This is a genomic window from Spiroplasma kunkelii CR2-3x (assembly GCF_001274875.1).
Lineage (GTDB): Bacteria > Bacillota_I > Bacilli_A > Mycoplasmatales > Mycoplasmataceae > Spiroplasma > Spiroplasma kunkelii.
The window spans coordinates 1136548-1155114 of sequence record NZ_CP010899.1; the positions used below are offsets into that span (position 1 = coordinate 1136548).

At 22.7% G+C, this 18567-nt stretch carries 22 protein-coding genes; 4 read left to right on the forward strand and 18 right to left on the reverse strand.

The annotated features are described in order from the left end of the window. Window positions 1–372: 372 nt before the first annotated feature. The 7 genes from SKUN_RS06195 to SKUN_RS06215 all read right to left on the reverse strand — a co-directional run bounded on the left by SKUN_RS06195 (window position 373) and on the right by SKUN_RS06215 (window position 7837). Entirely contained in the window at window positions 373–2877 is a 2505-nt protein-coding gene (locus SKUN_RS06195; protein ID WP_053391292.1) for an AAA domain-containing protein, read from the reverse strand. Window positions 2878–3312: 435 nt separating this feature from the next. Beyond that, window positions 3313–5391: a VirD4-like conjugal transfer protein, CD1115 family gene (locus tag SKUN_RS06200; protein ID WP_053391293.1), complete on the reverse strand. Its 2079-nt coding sequence runs from the start codon at window positions 5389–5391 to the stop codon at window positions 3313–3315. A 4-nt stretch (window positions 5392–5395) separates the two neighbouring features. Further along, window positions 5396–6148 (reverse strand): plasmid recombination protein, encoded by a 753-nt coding sequence (locus tag SKUN_RS06205; RefSeq protein ID WP_053391294.1) that lies wholly within the window; start codon window positions 6146–6148, stop codon window positions 5396–5398. A gap of 1 nt (window position 6149) precedes the next feature. Continuing rightward, window positions 6150–6578: a hypothetical protein gene (locus tag SKUN_RS06210; RefSeq protein WP_053391295.1), complete on the reverse strand. Its 429-nt coding sequence runs from the start codon at window positions 6576–6578 to the stop codon at window positions 6150–6152. Window positions 6579–6958: 380 nt separating this feature from the next. After that, entirely contained in the window at window positions 6959–7084 is a 126-nt protein-coding gene (locus SKUN_RS11450; protein ID WP_268794824.1) for a hypothetical protein, read from the reverse strand. A 283-nt stretch (window positions 7085–7367) separates the two neighbouring features. Further along, a complete protein-coding gene (locus tag SKUN_RS09450) occupies window positions 7368–7520 on the reverse strand; it encodes a hypothetical protein (RefSeq protein ID WP_158500808.1) in 153 nt (50 codons plus the stop codon). Window positions 7521–7534: 14 nt separating this feature from the next. Continuing rightward, window positions 7535–7837: a hypothetical protein gene (locus SKUN_RS06215; protein WP_053391296.1), complete on the reverse strand. Its 303-nt coding sequence runs from the start codon at window positions 7835–7837 to the stop codon at window positions 7535–7537. Window positions 7838–8366: 529 nt separating this feature from the next. Between SKUN_RS06215 and SKUN_RS06220 the strand changes: the two genes are divergently transcribed. Continuing rightward, window positions 8367–8870: a lipoprotein gene (locus SKUN_RS06220; RefSeq protein WP_053391297.1), complete on the forward strand. Its 504-nt coding sequence runs from the start codon at window positions 8367–8369 to the stop codon at window positions 8868–8870. A 111-nt stretch (window positions 8871–8981) separates the two neighbouring features. Here SKUN_RS06220 and SKUN_RS11455 read toward each other — a convergent pair whose 3' ends face one another. Then, window positions 8982–9113, reverse strand: coding sequence for a hypothetical protein (locus tag SKUN_RS11455; protein WP_268794825.1), 132 nt, complete (start codon window positions 9111–9113; stop codon window positions 8982–8984). Window positions 9114–9177: 64 nt separating this feature from the next. Here SKUN_RS11455 and SKUN_RS11460 point away from each other — a divergent pair, with 64 nt between their 5' ends. Beyond that, window positions 9178–9309, forward strand: coding sequence for a hypothetical protein (locus SKUN_RS11460; RefSeq protein WP_268794826.1), 132 nt, complete (start codon window positions 9178–9180; stop codon window positions 9307–9309). Between the two features lie 54 nt (window positions 9310–9363). Here the strand turns inward: SKUN_RS11460 and SKUN_RS06225 are convergent, their stop codons facing one another. The 8 genes from SKUN_RS06225 to thyA all read right to left on the reverse strand — a co-directional run bounded on the left by SKUN_RS06225 (window position 9364) and on the right by thyA (window position 15900). After that, window positions 9364–9615: a hypothetical protein gene (locus tag SKUN_RS06225; RefSeq protein ID WP_053391298.1), complete on the reverse strand. Its 252-nt coding sequence runs from the start codon at window positions 9613–9615 to the stop codon at window positions 9364–9366. Window positions 9616–10571: 956 nt separating this feature from the next. Next, window positions 10572–10748 carry a hypothetical protein gene (locus SKUN_RS09455; RefSeq protein WP_158500809.1) on the reverse strand — a complete coding sequence of 59 codons (177 nt, stop codon included), beginning with the start codon at window positions 10746–10748 and terminating at the stop codon, window positions 10572–10574. Between the two features lie 611 nt (window positions 10749–11359). Beyond that, the gene (locus SKUN_RS09460) at window positions 11360–11536 is read right to left on the reverse strand and encodes a hypothetical protein (RefSeq protein ID WP_158500810.1); all 177 of its coding nucleotides are present in this window, start codon (window positions 11534–11536) and stop codon (window positions 11360–11362) included. A 206-nt stretch (window positions 11537–11742) separates the two neighbouring features. Further along, window positions 11743–11904, reverse strand: a complete 162-nt coding sequence (locus tag SKUN_RS09465) for a hypothetical protein (RefSeq protein WP_158500811.1) — start codon at window positions 11902–11904, stop codon at window positions 11743–11745. 521 nt (window positions 11905–12425) lie between these two features. Further along, complete coding sequence (locus SKUN_RS06230; RefSeq protein WP_053391299.1) at window positions 12426–13736, reverse strand: thymidine phosphorylase; 1311 nt, start codon at window positions 13734–13736, stop codon at window positions 12426–12428. 19 nt (window positions 13737–13755) lie between these two features. Continuing rightward, window positions 13756–14547, reverse strand: coding sequence for a lysophospholipid acyltransferase family protein (locus SKUN_RS06235; RefSeq protein ID WP_053391300.1), 792 nt, complete (start codon window positions 14545–14547; stop codon window positions 13756–13758). Between the two features lies 1 nt (window position 14548). After that, window positions 14549–15031 (reverse strand): dihydrofolate reductase, encoded by a 483-nt coding sequence (locus SKUN_RS06240; protein ID WP_053391301.1) that lies wholly within the window; start codon window positions 15029–15031, stop codon window positions 14549–14551. After that, window positions 15031–15900 carry a thymidylate synthase gene (thyA, locus tag SKUN_RS06245; RefSeq protein WP_053391302.1) on the reverse strand — a complete coding sequence of 290 codons (870 nt, stop codon included), beginning with the start codon at window positions 15898–15900 and terminating at the stop codon, window positions 15031–15033. Before thyA ends, SKUN_RS06240 begins: the two co-directional genes overlap by 1 nt. Window positions 15901–16242: 342 nt before the next feature. Here thyA and SKUN_RS09470 point away from each other — a divergent pair, with 342 nt between their 5' ends. Then, the gene (locus SKUN_RS09470) at window positions 16243–16401 is read left to right on the forward strand and encodes a hypothetical protein (RefSeq protein WP_158500812.1); all 159 of its coding nucleotides are present in this window, start codon (window positions 16243–16245) and stop codon (window positions 16399–16401) included. Between the two features lie 245 nt (window positions 16402–16646). On the opposite strand, the gene SKUN_RS06250 is transcribed toward SKUN_RS09470, so the two are convergent. After that, the gene (locus SKUN_RS06250; RefSeq protein WP_053391303.1) at window positions 16647–16829 is read right to left on the reverse strand and encodes a hypothetical protein; all 183 of its coding nucleotides are present in this window, start codon (window positions 16827–16829) and stop codon (window positions 16647–16649) included. Window positions 16830–17209: 380 nt separating this feature from the next. Here SKUN_RS06250 and SKUN_RS08515 point away from each other — a divergent pair, with 380 nt between their 5' ends. After that, window positions 17210–17359: a hypothetical protein gene (locus tag SKUN_RS08515; protein ID WP_083436118.1), complete on the forward strand. Its 150-nt coding sequence runs from the start codon at window positions 17210–17212 to the stop codon at window positions 17357–17359. A gap of 423 nt (window positions 17360–17782) precedes the next feature. Here SKUN_RS08515 and SKUN_RS06255 read toward each other — a convergent pair whose 3' ends face one another. After that, window positions 17783–18463 carry a hypothetical protein gene (locus SKUN_RS06255; protein WP_053391304.1) on the reverse strand — a complete coding sequence of 227 codons (681 nt, stop codon included), beginning with the start codon at window positions 18461–18463 and terminating at the stop codon, window positions 17783–17785. Window positions 18464–18567 lie beyond the last annotated feature (104 nt).

Genomic DNA, 18567 nt, shown 5'->3' on the forward strand with positions numbered 1-18567 from the left:
ACTGCTTAAAATAATTTGTCAGCAGTTTTATTACATTATTTATTGTTAGAAAAATAAAGAAATTAAGTAATTTTTTTTTCTTGTTTTATTAAAAATAAAAATTTTATTTCTAAAAAATCTAAAAAATAGTTTTCATATATTTTTTTAATAAATTGTGTATTTTTATATTTATTTTATATTAGTCTCTTAGACACTTCTTACATTAACTAATTAATTTAATTGTTGTAAATATTATTTTATATTTTCAAAAAATGCTTATTTTAAAATTTTATTTGATTAGTTAAATTTTAAATTTTTATTATTTTGTAGGTAATGCAAAAGGCGTCTAATATATAAAAGTAGTTTAATTTTTAAATTTTTTTAATTTACAATTTACACAATTAAATTCTTTAATTCATTAATTATTTTATCTTCACCATTAATTGAAATTGTTTTAATTCTATAAATTTTAATTCCATTTTTTTCAAGTGCTTTATCTTTAACTTTATCTCTTCATAATTGAATTGATTTATTATGTTGTTGACCATCAACTTCAATTGCTATTATTGGTTTTTTTGAAATTTTATTAAAAATTAAAAAATCTAAATGTGACCAAGGATGATTAATAAATTGTTTTTCTCTATCATTAAATCCTTCTTGATTTTTAACAACCAATTTTAAATTGTAATGCTTTATATATTTAATATCTATAATTTGATTTATTAATTTATCTAAAATTTTTGAAAATATATATTCTGATGTTTCTCCAATAAATCCATTAAATTTTTTTTCTTGTGTTTCTATTTCATAATTACTAGAAGATAATGCAGCAAAAACACCGATTGTCTGTTTAAAGAAAGTTTTTCCTTTATATAAAACATTAATATAATTAATTAGCCTTGTAATATCATTGTTTTTATTAGTTTCACAAATTCTTTTATTAACTACAACAACAAGCTCATCTTTAGCACGTGATACAGCAACATTTACCAAATTAGAATTTGCTGAAAATTCTAAATTTGAAACTTTATCTTGCGTTATACAATAAATAATCTTTTTTTTATCTCTTCCTTGAAATTTATGAACTGTATTAATTTCAATATCTTTTGCAATTGATAAAATTAAATTTTTAATTTTCTTTGATTGTTCTGCATAAGGAGAAATAACACCAATATCATTATAATTATATTTATTTTCTTGTTCTAATAAATTAGAAACAATATGAGCCTCAGATTCTGAAACTCAACTTCTATTTTGTCTAATAGCTCCAGAATTTGATTCAACTTCAATAACGCTCATTGCTTCATAATTATCTGGATATAAATTATATGTCATTGGGATTAATTTATTTTCATAATAAATTTCATTACAAAAATTAATAATATCAGGATGACAACGATAATGTTCTTGAAGTATAACATTGGGAACCCGATTACCAAATAATGAAGAAATTGCATTAATTGGATTATTATTACTAATTAATAATTCTTTATTATGTGGTTGAATTTGACTTTCTAATAATTTTTTATCAATTCTTTTAAAGTTTTCATCATCGATTTGTTTTAATTGTTTTAGATCACCAACAATAATTATGTTTCTTGCTCTTGCCATTGCTGGTAAACAACTTAAAAAAGTTGCTTGAGAAGCTTCATCAATAATCAAATAGTCAACTGTTTTATAACTTAAATTTGAATAAGTACCAATAGAAGTTATTGTACTCAATAAGAATGGTGCATAATTAAAAATATAAGATGATAATGATTGAATTTTTTCTTTATTATTTAATTCAACAATTAAATTTTGTTTTATTTTTATATTTTCAAATCTATCCTTAATTTTTTGATTTAACTTATTCATTGATATTTTTTTAATATTTTTAATAATATCGTCATAATTTTGATCATTAAGTTTATTTTGTAGTTGATAAATAGAATTTATAGTTTTTTTTAAATTAAGTTCTGCAAGTTTATAATTAAACCATTCATTTAAATGAGTTTGTCCTAATTCATTTAAATTTTTAACTTTAATTTTAAAACTTATTTTTAAAAAAAATCTTTGAAAAAAACTTATTTTTTCTTTTTTAAATATTTTATTTTTAACTAATTTCAATTTTTGAATTTTATTTTCATTTAATATTTTTTTTATTTTTTTAGAATAAGTAATTTTAGAAATATCCATATTCAAAGATTGTAAAAAATAAAGTAAATTATTAAATTCTTTCTTTTGTTTTTGTTCTTCGTTTTTTAGTATATTCAATTCATTAAAATCTTTTAATAAATTAATATTTTCTGCAATATTAATTTCAGATAATGAATTAATTTTAATATTATTAATATAGTTATTTTTTAGGATTTCTCAAGAATCAAGAAATTTATTTTTAGATTTATTTATATTGTCACTATTCCCAGCAAATGTACAAAGAAAATCAAGTTTCATTTCTTTTAACTTATCATAAATGTTTTTGACAGCTTCATTATTATTTGAAACAACTGCAACAGTTTTGTTTTTATTTTCTAATAAAATATTAAATAAAATATTAATAATTGTTTGAGTTTTACCAGTTCCAGGAGGGCCTTGAATTATAGAAAAGCTATTTTTATAAATGTTTTTGACAGCTTCATATTGACTTAAATTAATACCAACAGGAAAAATTAAATCTTTTTTTAAATTTTTATCTTGATCTAAGCTATTTGAAAATATTTTATAAAGTATAGTTTGTTTAAAAAAACTAGCATTTATTTCATTTTTTAACTTTGAAATTAAACCATATTTGTCATTTAAAAAATCATCACTTAATACTTTGAAAAATAACTTTTCTTCTTCATTTTTATAATAATTTGATAACATATTTATAAAATTTTTAAAATATTTATAATTTTTTAAAAAAATATCATTCATTATTAAATTAACCTCCATTAAATATGAATTAATACATAATTCATATGAATTTTCTTTTTTAGATTATATCATATACAATATGGAAACTGATATTGTTAAATAATTATATAGTTCTTATAAAATTTTAGATAATTATTATTTAATTAATCAATTAAACTTTGTTTTATTTTTGTTAGATAAAGATAGAAAAATTAAGAAATCTTCTTTACTTTTTTTCTCTTATTTTTTCTATTTATCAAATAACTTTATTGTTTTTTATCATTTAGGTAGAGTTTCCCTTAGTTGTGGTTTAGTTAATCACTTGCGACTACTATTCTGCCCCATGTAGTACTAATTTAATTAGTTGATTAACCTTAACAGATATCCTCCCACTTCGTTTATTTTTAAGTGTTCCAGTTTGACCACTTTGTGAAATCTTATTATTTATAAAAATAATTATTCCTTTTCAGTATAATTATTGGTTTCTTGTCTTTTAATTAATTCTATTTCAAGGTTTTTAATTTTTTGTAAAAGTAAATTTATCATTGTTTTATTTTGAAAAGATTTGTAATTTGTATTTTCATACTCTCTTAATTGCATTTTTAAATTATTAATATTTGTCTTAATTTCTGTTGTTGTTAAATTTACAAATTCATTAATTTCATTTTCTTTTATTTCTTTTTTGTTATTTTTAATATCATAAAAATATTCTTTATTAAAATTTATATAATTAATTTCTTTTAATTGAAATATGTTTGTTTTTTCTACTAACTTTAAATCTTTTCATAGTTTTAAAGTTATTTTCATTGGGTTATAGCGTGCTATTTTAACAATTCCTTGCCCTTGTTTTAAATTTGCTAACTCACTAGTTAACATTAAGGGATGACTTTTTAAATTTTTTGAAACACTAATATTGTTTTTATTTTCATTAATACTAATTTGTTCAATTGTTTTTGTTCCAAATAATTCACTATAATATTTTATTGTTTCTAAATCGTTGGTATGTAAGAAAATATGCATCCCACAGTTATTTAAAATAATTTTTGCTATTGTATCACCATAATTTAATTTTAATTGGTTGATATCTTGTAAAATAAATTGAAAAAATATGTTTCTGCTGCGCGAAATACTAACTCATTTTTCAATGTTGTTTATTTTTGTTAAATTAGCAAATTCATCTAAAATAAAATATACTGGTTTTTCTAGTTTTTGTTCTAGTATTTCACTTGCTTTATTTGTTAAAAATTGATAAATTTGACTAATTAATATTGCTATTAATTTATAGTAATTATCATTTTCGTCACTAAATATGATGTATAAAACTGTTGGATATTCGATAAAATCATTGTAATTAATATCATTTTGGGATGTTAAATTACGAATAAAATCATTGTTAAATATTTCTAAACTTTTTGCAACAGTCATTAAAATAGCATCTAGTGTTCGATTTTCTTTACTATCAATTAAAACTTGGCTTGCGGTTATTTTGGCAATGCTGGTATTTTTTCGATTATTAAGTCATTCAACTAGATCTTTTTTAAGACTAGCAATGACAGCAACAGACGCCATATTAAATTTGTTTAAAAATAATTCTTGGTTTAAATTTTCTTCGATTTCTGTTGTTAAATTATTTTTGATTATTTTATCTTCATAATCTTCTAATATTGCCAAAATAATTCCTTGAATAATCATGCTTGCTGAATTATTTCAAAATTCATCTTCAATATTTTTGTCAATTAACATACGACTAAGTGATCTAATTTTATCTTGATATTTTATTTTTCACTTTATTTTTTCTTTTTCGTTATTGGTAATTAACATTTTAATAAAGTAGTCGTAAATTATTTTTAGTGGATTTCAAGTATTTCCTTTTTCCAAATTACGAAAATCAATAACTTTTATTTTATAACCATTTTCTGCTAAAAATCCACTGGTTAAATTGTATAATTCTCTCTTGGGGTCGGTTATAATCATATTTGGTTTAGTGGTTGATTTTCCGTTTAAATAAATTGTTGGCAATACTATTCCTTGTGTTTTTCCACTTGCTGTTGAGCCAACAATAACACTATGAATATTATTTTTTAAGTTAAACAATAAATCTTTTTTGTTTTTATTACAGTTAAAAACAAAACCAGTATTTTTATAATTATCTTTGATATTAACTTTATCACTAATATCATCAATTTCTTTTATACTTAATCATTTACTATCCCCAAAATCTATTTTATCAGTTGTTTTAATTGCAGTTTCTTTACTTTTCACTTTACTAAATAAAACAAAATAAAAAAACCAGCAATAAAAACCTAAGCTTAACCCAAGTGTTATTAATAATCCGTATTTATTTTTAATTATATAATTTCATCAGGATAATATTTTAAATTGCTTAATTTCATTTATAAATATTGTCATTTCTTTTCAATTAATAAAAATTGAATAACCTATTCCAAATAATGTTAAACAAAAAATAAAAATAATTGGAACAAAACATGCACCAATTAATAAACTTATTTTTTTCTTTTTAATTTTATTTCACATATTTTTATAACTCTCTTTCTATACTACTCACTAAATCATAACCTTTTTGCATAATAGGATTAATTTTAAAAACCATTTCATTAAATTCTTGTTCAATTAAACTCATATTTTTAAAATCTGATTCTTTTGCACTAGGAATTGTGGTAATAATTTTGTAGTATTTTATTTTTTCTGCTAAATCTAAATATTTAGTTAATTGGTTTATTTCATAATCTGTAAAATTATTTTCATATTTTAAATATTGTTTAATTTCATAAATTAAACTATCATAATCATCACTGATGCTTTTAATTTTGTTAAATTCTTTAACATTGCCTTTCGTAGATATGTACTCATCAAATAGATTATTAATTTCGTTTTCTAATTTATTTCGTTCAAATTCTTTAACTTGTCGAAAATTCATAGTGTTATAACTACCTTTACCACCAATTTCACCAGGTTCTATTTCATAACCTGCTTTTGTTAAATAATTAGCATGGTAATTATTAAACTTTTGTAGTTGTTTTTTGCCACCAAAAACCCTATTATTACTAATTATGTATCTTTCTTCATTGAGCTTTTTTGAAAAAACTTTACTAATTGGAATAAAACCAAAATGAATATGGGGTGTTGTTTCGTCCATATGAACTGTTGAATATAAATACCCAATATCTGTTTTAAGATTATTTTTCATTCATTGTTTCATAAAATTTATTTCAATATTAACTCATTCATTTAATTTATAATAATTTATACTTTCAGGAATTAATTGTCCCATTTTACGCGTATCTGTTTTTTTTGTCCCATACTTGAATATCTGTAAATTGACATATTCCCATTTTTTCAAATCATTCTTGTCTTGTTGCTGGCAAAACAACTTCTATGTAAGTATTGTGTTTATTACAAAAATCTTTAAAAGTTGATTTTTGTGCTTCACTATATTTCTGTTGTTGTTTATTTCAATCTTCTTCTATATTTTTTAATAATTCAAATCTTTTATTATTTGCTAACTTAAAACCTTTATCATTTATAATTTTTTCTTTTTTATCACTAACATAATAAAAATTATATTTTGTAAATTCAGAATTAACATTTTCAGGTATTCCAATTCTAAAATTATGTCTTATTAATTTATTAACACTTTTACTACTATATTTTTTAAAAGTTGCAATTGGTGGTGATGACCTAAATTTATCTTCTTTTTCCATCTTTTTATCCTCCTTTTTTGGAAATTTTTACCTTTTAAAATTTATTAAATTTAGAAAGCCAAAATGCTTGCTCATCATACATTTTGGCTTTGCCAAAATATTTCAAAAATTTCATTTTTATTTTGTCTAATTAATCATCTTTTTTTGAAAATTTATTACTATTAAAATATTTTAAACTTTCTTGGTATATTTGTTTTTGTTCTGCTTTTTTAATTAAAACTTGTTTATTCATTTCTAATAAAAAAGGGTGCAGTTTTTCTCAATTAACCTCACCCTCAATTTTTCCATCTTTATTTTTAATATAAAAGTTTTGATTTTTAAAAATTGTAATAAAACAATAATCTTTGTTATATTGTAATTTAAAATATTTGCTATTTATATTAATTTGCTATTTTCTTAAAATCTTCTTTATATAATTGTTGTTGTTTTAACTCAGTAAGTTCTTTTTTAAGTGCTTCATTTTCTTCTTGTAATTTATCAAATTTAATTGATTCTGTTATATTCATTATTTATCCTCCTCTTAAATAACTAAGCGATCATCTAAAAACTTAAATAAAAAAATAAAATAAGAGTCACAAACAAACATATTTATCTATTTTTTCTTTTTAAAGATATATGGGTTTTTTGCAAAAATACAATAAACATTTGTGCATCATAAATTTTTATTATCACCATCTATTTTTGATCTACATTTAGGACAACTTTTCCTCATTATTTTTATCTCCTTTATTTTTTATTTATCAAAAATAAAAAACCAACTAATTTTAATAAATAGTTGGTTTAATTTTTTTATCGTATTTGATTTAAAATATTTTCAATATTATTAACTTTGTCAATTAAAGCTTCCATAATTTGTTCTAAATTACTTAAATTATTTTCTGTTGTTGTTTTAATTTCGTTAATTAAATCGCTAATCGTATTTTTGATATTATTTTCAACCATATAATTTCTCCTTTCTAATTTTTAATATTAATAATTCATCATTTATTTTTCTTAAAAATTAATTTTTTAATAATTTGATGGTTATTTTGGCATTGTAAAGTCAAAAATCAAAGATTATAACTTATTTTTTGTTTATTAATAAATTCTAATCTTGCTAAGCAATGCCGAGCATACTTTTTACAATATCAGTCACCTTTTCTGTTTTTGGTTAATTTTGTAAAGTACTCATTGATATAACACTGACATTTATTAATTAATACTGTCTTATTTGTTAATTTAATTTTTAACTCTTTTCAACAGAGTTCTTTTAAAGACACTTTCAAAACCTCCTTATAAATAGTAAGATTTCTAAATTTTTTATTGTGGAACACTAACTCTTTAACCATTGCAGGTTAAAGATTTATCCCCAAACCACAAAACTCTTTTATATTGCCTAAAAGAATTGCCTGCATTATGTCGTAGCGGTACGGCCCCCCCCTGTATTGTTTATCCTCGCTTTCTTGGTTTAACGACATTCCAAGTAGGAGAGTTTTATTAGGTTGGTTTTGCTGTTATTTTCTTAAACTAAGCAAGGTTAACGACAATTTTAACCTAATTAAAAAAGATAGAATTTTATATCTATCTTTTTCTTAGTTTTTAGAAATTTTATACCAACCGAATATTTTACGCGGTCAACTTTAAGTTATTTTTCACAAAATTATCGAAAATCACCGCGAGGCCAGATTGACCCTCTGCATATAATAAATTAAATAATTTCGTTTCAAAAAATTAAATAATGATCTGTATAATATATACAAGTATGTTAAAACAATTATATAAAAAAATTTATCGAAAGGAATTATAATAATGAAAAAAATATTAAGTATTTTAGGAACAATCACATTAATTGGAACAAGCACAATAAGTCTAGTTGCTTGTAATACAAGACAAGAATATACAACTGAAGAATTAGCAAAATTAAAAGAAGAAAAAAAAATAAATACAGATAATAAACAAATTAAAGATAACTTAGAATGAATAACACCACAAGAAAAACCTTTTAATCAAGTTGATAATAAATTATATTTTGTAGTATGGCGTGGTGAAAAAAATGGTGATTGAAAAATAATTAAATTTAAAAATAATGAAATTAATATAATAATTGATAATTTTAAAAATTATGAGTTAGAAAAATATGATTTACCTTTATTGGGTAATGATTTATATATTAAAAATAAATCAGGAATTAGATATGAAAGTTGAAAAGATGATACGAAAAATAATTATTTTAAAGCAGTTTATCGCTGAAACAATGACACAGAAAAACCTAATTTAATAGTTAATAAAGATGGTATAATCCAAATTAGTTAAATATAAAAAGTCAGTTTAATAACTGACTTTTTATATTTCTAATGTAATTAATGATAATTTTTCATTGTTTCTATTAAATAATTCTAAATTATTAATATTAATTTGTTCTTTTTATGTATAAATTGTAATATCATAATTTCCACAAGCTCATATCCCCGATATTTCAATCTTATTTAAATTAAATAATTTTCTATCAAAAGTTATTTTAATATTATCTACAACTAATTTTTTACTAATACTCATTCAAGCTGCCTTAGAATAAAGTAATCTATATCATTGCGAAAAATAATTTAAATAATCTTCTATTTTGTCATTAGAAACAATTAAATTAGTTAAATACTTACCATATTCGCCATCTGATAATTTAATTTCAGCAGGAATTAAAGAAGGAATATTGTTTGTTTTTAATTCATTTGTTACTAATAATCAGTTAAAGTAATTTGTATTTAATTACTTTATTTATATTTTTTATAAAACCTAAGCTTTTTTCCGACTACCAAAAATCATCTCTATCTTTTAGCCCATTAGCATTTGTTGGTAAACAATTTTCAATATTAATTTCATATGAATTTTGAAATCTAACTATCAAATCAGAAAATGAATCTATTAATGAATCTATTATAAACTCTAATTGTTCTAATCAATTATTATATATAATTTTAATTTTTCTAATAACTTTATTATTTTCTAATACAACAATACCAGTAGTACCAGTTCCTAATGGGTCAATCACTATTTTTATCATGCGTATACATCTCATTATTGTTATTATTAACTGTTGGTACTACATTTGAAATATCATCTTCTTTAACTACATTATAGTTAGTGTCTGCTATTTCTGTATAAAATGGAGTATATACTTTATTATTTGATAAGGGTTCATCGCTAATTTCCCCCTTATTTTGGGCGACATCAATATCTTTAACTAATATCTATTCCTAATTCTTGTGCTAATTTACGATATAATTTTGCTTCAACCATTTCTTTTGGTCATTTATTTCAAGGTGAATATTCACTATTACCACTTGGACTACTATTTTTTAATCGTTCAATATCTGCTTTTCTTAATAAAATACCTTGATAATTACCATTTTTATCTTTTGCAAAAGCATAAGCACCAATTATTTCATTAAAATCACTAGTATTTGCATTAAAATTAATTTCATGTATTTTAGGACATGAATTTAAACTATCTCATTCAAATTTCTCACCTTTAAAAATAATTGCTTTTCTTGGGCTATATCCTGCTTCTTCAATTCTTTTACAATAAACTTTACTATCAATAAAAATAGTTAATTTATTTTTAAACGAAATAATATTAAAATCTTTACCAAAAATTAATCCTTTATTACTTAATTTAATAATACCTAATGCTGTTATTTTGCATTATAAGAATTATTAACTAATTGCATATAATTTTTTCCATTTTTCATTTTTAATTCTTCAAGTGCTAAAATATTTTCTTTTACATATTTATCATTAACTTTTAATTCATATTTAATAATTGCACTTTTAATATATTATTATAATTCATTTGCCATTTTATTTAACTCCTTTAATTTTTATATTTATTCCTTTAATACCAACTATTTTATTATCTGTATTTGTATCTCATTGTGCTTTAATTTAATTTTTAACACTTTTTTCATTAACAATTAAATAATTTTTAATTAAATTAATAAGGTCTAACTTATCTGCTTTTTATAAAAAATCATCATAAATCCCCAATACTTCAATATCTTTTATTAATAATTTTTCTTTAATTAAATTAATACTAAATTTTTTTAATTGTATTGGTTCTAATGATTTATCAATTTGTTTCATTTGTTCCATTACACGAACTTGTTCATCTTGAATTTGCTCTATATAAAGACGCATATCTGGTGTTAAACTATTTGCTTTTTCAAGTAATTCTTGTTTTTTTAATTCTTGTTCTTTAAATAATTCATTTTGTTTTTTTTAATGCGTACTTGATTAATATTATTTTTAATTTTAATTTTATTATTTTCAATATATTTTTCAAAATTAATAATATTAGCATGAATCCGATTTAAATCATCTTTAAATACTTTAATTAATTCTAATGGTTCTTTAAAAAGAATATCAATTTTACTTACAAGACTAGGAATATCTTTTAAATGTAAATTTTGATAACCAATTAGTATTATAATAATTAAGATGACAATAAATAAATTCTGCTAATTCTTGCCCATTTTCATCCATTCATTTTTTAATATTTAATGTTTTTAAATTTAATTCTTTAAAATCATTACCTTTAATAAGAAATGGAAAAGAAACGTTTTGAACTATATCTTTTACAATATTATTATTATTATTATTATTATTTATTTTAAATTTCCTCCAAATTCTTTTCCATAATTAATTTTTCAATATAGTCATAAGCACTTTCTTCTAAATAACATTCTTCTAATACTTCTTCAAATAAATCTTCTTCAGTATAAATATTTCCATTTTCATCTTTTTACATATTATTCACATCCTTGTAATTCAATAGTTTCTAAATCAATAATAGTTGTTAAGCATCCATTTTTATTTTTATTATTAGCAACAGCCCTTGTTTCTGCTAATGTATAAAATGGTATTCGTGCAACTAAATCTTCATCTGATAGTTTTAATAGCAATAAGTATCTACCATTTTCTTCCATAATTTAATTCCTCCTAATTTTTTTTATTTATAATTAAATTTTCTAATTGATAAGTTTGTAATCAATGTTCTTCACATAATATAATTTCTTTTTTATAACCTAAATTTCACTCTAATTTATCACCAATTTTTTAAATATAATTATTTCCAAAATAAGCATTTTTATTATTACAATTAATTCTTTTACATTTCATAGATTTTTTAATACTAATTTTGTTTACCTAATGCTAAATGTTCATCTGTAATTTCATCTGCTGAAAGTGTATATTTAGCCAATCTATTTTCAATTTCTTCTTCATTTTCTTGATTACATTTAAAATAATATCCTAAATATATTTTTTTAAGACAAGTTTTATTTAAATTTTTCATATTTACCTCCTTAATTTGTTGTTCTATATTTTGTATTTTGTAAATATACAACTATTTTTATTTGTTTGACGCCAGAACATATGTCTATATTTATACCCACCATTTTTTTTCAGGTCAAAGCGTTCAGTTTATAAATTAAATCTACTCGAACCTTGAAAAGCCCAGTGCTGGCTTTGTTGTTTTAACCCTCCTCACTTCTAAGAAGTAAATCTTTCGTAGATTTAATTGTAAAGTCACTATCTTTATTTTTATTGTAGTTTTATATTAACCCTGGGCTTTATCACAACTATCGCAATTTATCGCGTCTATTATTTCCGGGCTGATTACCGCTGGGCTAGACTGCCTCTGGTGGAATAAAAGCACTTAGTTATTTTAAATAACTGTTCCACTCTGCTATTAAGTTGTTTTTCAAAAGTTGTTTTTCAAATAAAAAACAACTCTAACAAGAGTTGTTTTTTTACGGGTTAATCGTACAGGATGCCATATTAAAACAAAAAAGTGATTAACTTAAAGCATCACTTTTATTGAATTATCTCATAAACTAATTTTTCTTGTGGTGGTTTTGTTAAAACAATTTGAAAAGTTCGTTGTGCTCAATCATAAACTGGGGCAGTAACATAACGGTTAGTATATAAAGTCATTACAACATCATTTTTTGCAACTTTTTCACCAGTTTTTTTGTTTAAATAAATACCAGCATGATAATCAATTGTTTCATCTTTTGTATTACGGCCAGCTCCTAAACGAACAGCTAATAATCCTAACTCATTAGTATCAATAATTTCCATAAATCCCGATTGGGTTGCTTTAATTTCAACTATATTTTTTACTTTTAATACTTCTTTTAAAGTTAAATCATTATCAATAAAACTTAAATCTCCACCTTGCTCGTTCACAAAAGCACGGAAGTAATTTAACGGCTCTTCTGTTTGTAATTTTTTTTTACAAGCTTTAACTGCCCTTGATAAATCTTTAAAAAGCCCTGCTTGGCACAAACTTAAAGATGCTGCTTCACATACAATGTAAGCCAAATCATCAGGTCCTTTTCCTCGTAATGTTTGTAATGCTTCATAAATTTCAATTGCATTACCGATAGTACGTCCTAATGGTTCTGTCATATTAGTAATTTCAGCAGCAATCTTCTTATTAAATTTAATTCCAAGTTCAACCATAATTTGTGCTAATTTCCTTGCATCAGATATTGTTTTCATAAAAGCGCCACTACCACATTTAACATCTAACACAATTCCATCACTACCAGTCGCAATTTTTTTACACATAATACTTGCTGCCACCAATGGTAATGAATCAACTGTTGCCGTCACATCCCGTAAGGCATAAATCTTTTTATCAGCAGGAACAAGATTATCAGATTGAGCCATAATTGATAAATTTGTTTTATTAATAACATCCTTAAATTCATTAAAAGAAAGTTCAACTTTAAAACCGGGAATACTTTCCAGCTTATCAATTGTTCCTCCTGTTTGGCCTAATCCCCGTCCTGACATTTTTGCCACTTTTAAACCAAATGCAGCAACTAAAGGCGCATAAATTAAACTAACCTTATCACCAACTCCACCAGAAGAATGCTTATCAACTTTAAAACCAGGAATTGTAGTTAAATCATATACTTCTCCTGAATTAATCATTGCTTCAGTTAAAAACGAAATTTCTGTAACTGACATTGATTGAAAATAAATTGACATTAAAAAAGCTGACATTTGATAATCTGGAATAATCCCTGATGTATATCCTTTGACAATAAAGCTAATTTCTTCTCGTAATAACTCTTGTCCATTTTTCTTTTTATCAATTAATTCTAAAATATTCACTATTCGATACCTTCTTTTTTTAAGTCATTTTTTTCTTTAATGAAGTTTTATATTCTTCATAAGCTTTTTTATGATCAACATCTTGATATTGATAAATTCCTTTTTGAATAATTTGTTTAACATTATTTGCAATTAATTCAGTTGATTTGGTCATAAACGTATCTGGCTTAATTGGCTTATGAAACACAACATGAACATACTTTTTCCCCTTTTTTTTAAATTCTTTATTAAAAATTGGATAAGAGTTAACAATTGAAACAGGAATAATTGGAACATGTGCTTTCTGAGCAATTTTAAAACTTCCAGCATGAAATTCTCCCATTTCTTTCCTGCGACTTCGTGTTCCTTCCGGAAAAACAACCATTGTTCGTGGTACACGAATTAAATCATTTGCCTCTTTAATAACTTCTAAGGCCTGACGAGGGTTTTCCCGATCTAAAAATAAAACATCAATTAATGTTAAGAAATTTCGATATGTTCGATTATCTTGTAATTCTTTTTTAGCAATAAATGCACAAGGTGCGGTTTTATTAAAATCATTTAGAGCAAATAATAATGCCGGATCCACATTTGATTGATGATTTGCAATCATTAAACAACTCTTATCAATTCAATTATAACGATCATGAACAATTATCTTAACATCATGTACTCATAACATATAGCGTGTTCGTTTTTGTAATCAATGATAACGATATTCTTCTGAAACAATATTTGGATCTCGTTTAATTTTTTTACTAATACTTCTTGCCTTAGTAATTGTTCGTAAAAATCGAAGTCATGTCAGAAGAATTTTTCAAATATTTAACATTTTAACTTTGTTCCTTTCTTTTATAATATTTTATTACAAATTGCTGATATTCGTTTGATTTAATTAAAGTAAATTTGTTTAAATCAAACGAAGGAAAATAAGTATCACCTTGATATTTTCCCTTAATATAACTAATGATTAATTCATCAGCATATGGTAATGTTGCCTCATAAATTTTTTTTCCCCCACAAATATAAATATTTTCTTTTGGATTTTGATGATAAAAATTAATAATTGCTGTTAAATCAGTTACTACTTCCACATCCGGATGATTAATTTGATAATCAAGTTGTCTTGTTAAAACTAATGTTTTTCGTTTCGATAATCGTCGTCTAATTCCTTCATAAGTTAATCGACCAAATAAAATTGTTTGCCCTAATGTTGTTTCTTTAAAATGCTGTAATTCTTCTCTTAAATGTCATGGTAATTGATTATTTTGACCAATTAAATTATTTTCATCCATTGCTCATAATAACTTAATCATTATACTGCTACAGTTCCTTTAATTAATGGGGCTGAATCATAATTTTCCAACATAATATCTTCAAATTTAAAATTAAATAACGAAGTAATGGTTTGATTTAACTTCAAAGTTGGTAATTTTCGCGGAGAACGTGTTAATTGTTCTTTAATTTGATTAAAATGATTTTTATAAATATGACAATCTCCTAAAGTATGGACAAAATCGCCAACATCCAAACCAACAACTTGGGCAATTAAATGGGTTAATAAAGCATAACTTGCTATATTAAAAGGGACTCCTAAAAAAACATCGGCACTACGTTGATATAATTGACAACTTAATTTATTATCTTTTGAAACATAAAACTGAATTAAAGTATGACATGGTGGTAAAGCCATCTCATCAACTTCTGCTGGATTTCAGGCACTAATAATATGACGACGTGAATATGGATTCTTTTTTAAATTTTCTAATAATTTTCCTAACTGATCAACTCCGTTAAAGTTTCGTCATTGTTTCCCATATACTGGTCCTAAATCACCAAATTCAGCAGCAAAATTTGCATCATTTTTAATTTTTTCAACAAATTCAGATAATGTTTCATTATTATATTTTGCTGATGCTTGATATTTTTCATATGGTCATTCATTTCAAATTCGAACATCATGATCTACTAAATATTTAATATTAGTATCGCCTTTAATAAATCATAATAATTCATAAACTACTGACTTAAAATGAACTTTTTTTGTTGTTAAAAGTGGAAAACCTTTGCTTAAATTAAAACGCATTTGATAACCAAAAAAAGAAATTGTTCCCGTATTTGTTCGATCATCTTTTTCTTGCCCGTGTTTTAAAATAAAACGAGCCATATTAAGATATTGTTCCATCATTTTCACCCTATTTTCTATTCTGATATACTTAAATCTTACCTTATTTAAAAATAAAATCATCTGAAAAAAATAAAAAAATCTTAACAAGATTATTTTTTATGTTATCATATTACTAATTAAAAGAAGTGAGCAGTAATGAATAAATTTTTAAAAAAATAATTAAAAAAATTAAATTTTCATTAAGTTTATTTATTCCTGGCACATTTAATCCTCTACGAAGAAAATATGAAAATGAAACCGAATTTAATTATGCATATATTTTAAGCAATTCAATTCATCAACAAAATGTTATTGATAAAACTAAAATTATATTAGAAGAAAAAGATAATAATTGTCAATATGATAAACAAATTATTAAAAAAATTAAATCGTTTTAATAAAAATAATATTTTAGTAATTTTAGGTTTTGTTGTTTGGTTTTTTAAAATCAAAAATAATACATTACCACCACAAGATTTTAAAAAGACAATATTAAATTTAAACTTAGGAAAAAATTAAATAAAATATTTTAATATACCTTTAAATTGTAATGATGGTGTTTTACAACTTAAAGGCAACATTAATAGAGTTGCTAACTCTCTATATTCTACTCAATGATGTTTTTCTCTTTGCTCAATAAATAATAATGATATAGCATTAGGAACATTTCATATGTTTGATAATAATAATTTAAAAAATCCGATACCTTATAGTAAAAGTAATTTAGTTGTTTTAGATGAAATATCTTTATATATCACCGCTAATTAGGTTAAATATGGTGCTATGAAAAAATATAGTGGTGTTATTTCCAGTTTAGTTCTTATGCGACAATATGATATTAATGTTGTATTAACTGGATAATTAGAATATTTAGTTTCATATTTTGAATATATTAATAAATAAGTTGCTAATGCTGTTTTACCAGAACCTAAATCACCAATCACCATTGTTATAGGACTTTGTTTAATAGTTTTAAAAAATGCAAGTTGATGTTTCAAGTCTTTGTAAATTGTAAATGCCAACCGATAAAAAGTTAACTATTAATTTAATTAACTTTTTTAAGTTAATTATAGGAGGTTGAAATTATGCAAACAAAGCAATATTTTATTTTGCGGTCGTTAGTGAAAAAGTATGGTAAAAATAATGTTATTAATACTGTTAATAAGATTGCAAAAGATATTGAAATTAAAAAGTAAAAGAATAAATTATTCCGCGTAATTTATTAGCTGATAATTTATTCAATAATGTTTTTTAATGGAACGAAGCGACAACGAGCGGGGCGAGTTTGCAAATTTTAATTTTTTAATTTTTAGAAAGGAGATGTAATATGCCAACTTGATTAACGACAATATTTAGTGTTGTTATTATATTAGGGATTTTTGCTTGAATTGGTTTATTAATTTATCAAAAAATTAAACAAATTCGAGGAAAGAAAAAAGAAAAAAAAGAAATTGAAAGAAAGAAGAATAAAAAATAATGTTAGATATGTATTTAATAACAGCAGTTAATTTTTAGCAAATACACCTAAAACTATGTCTGAGGGGATGAATGGTATTTGAACTGGATTAACTAGTGCATTATGAAAAGTTAAAAAAGGTATAACAAGTATTTTACCTGATATAATGGTTTTTTAGACAGTGCGTGAATTATTTTAATTCCGTTTGCAATTTTTTTGATTATTAAAGTATTAAACTTTTTCCGTGTTATGCTATTTCTAAAAATAAAAAACATTAACCTTATTTAATTAACATAAGTTAATGCAAAATGAAGCATTAACCTATAGAGTCTCTTATAAATGGTAAGACGTAGAAACACTAGACCATATTAATACCATATATAGTAATTGTTTAATACATTTACTTTTTAAATATACCGAATTTCATAAAAAATTACAATCCCTTTAATAAAAACATATTATATTTTCAGAAAAAGGAAAAAATACTTTAAAACTAGTATAAGTTTTAAAAGACTTGATAAATTCTGTTGGTAAATAGTCTATTGCTAATGCTATTAAATCTTGACGATAATTTTCTACTAAATTCGCTCAACAAAATCATCCCAAAATCAAATAAACAATGCCAATAATAGATAAAATTTGAATTGTAATGTCAATTGCATTAATAACAGTATTGTCTTTTAAAAACTGTATTAAAATAACTAAAATTGTTGCTACAATAAATAAAAATATTGTAAACAACAAAAATCATGACAAAAATTTTAATCAAAAAAAGCATTTTGATTTTTTTGTTTTTTGGTTATAAACATAATAAAAATGAAAAATCATATCATAAATTTTTACAATGCTTTGGTCTTTATCATCAGTACGACTAATAATCACAGCATTACTTATTTTTGAAAAATTCCGTGCTTTAACAATATGGTTTTGTTTTCCAATATTAACATCTTGTAAATCATTCTCATCTAACATTTTCCGTAATAACATCCGTGGTTTTAATGTTGTTTTTTTCTTTTTAAACCTTAATAAAATAAGACCAAATATTAATCAACCTACAAGAAGCAGTCCAATTACAATAATAAAAATAAAATAAACTAATCCTGTTATTTGCATTAAATTAAACATTTTTTAATCACGTTTCTCTCCCATATATATATAAATCATACCGTATTTTAAAAAAAAAAAAAACAGCATTAAAATGTTATTTTTTTATATTCTTTTATTAATTT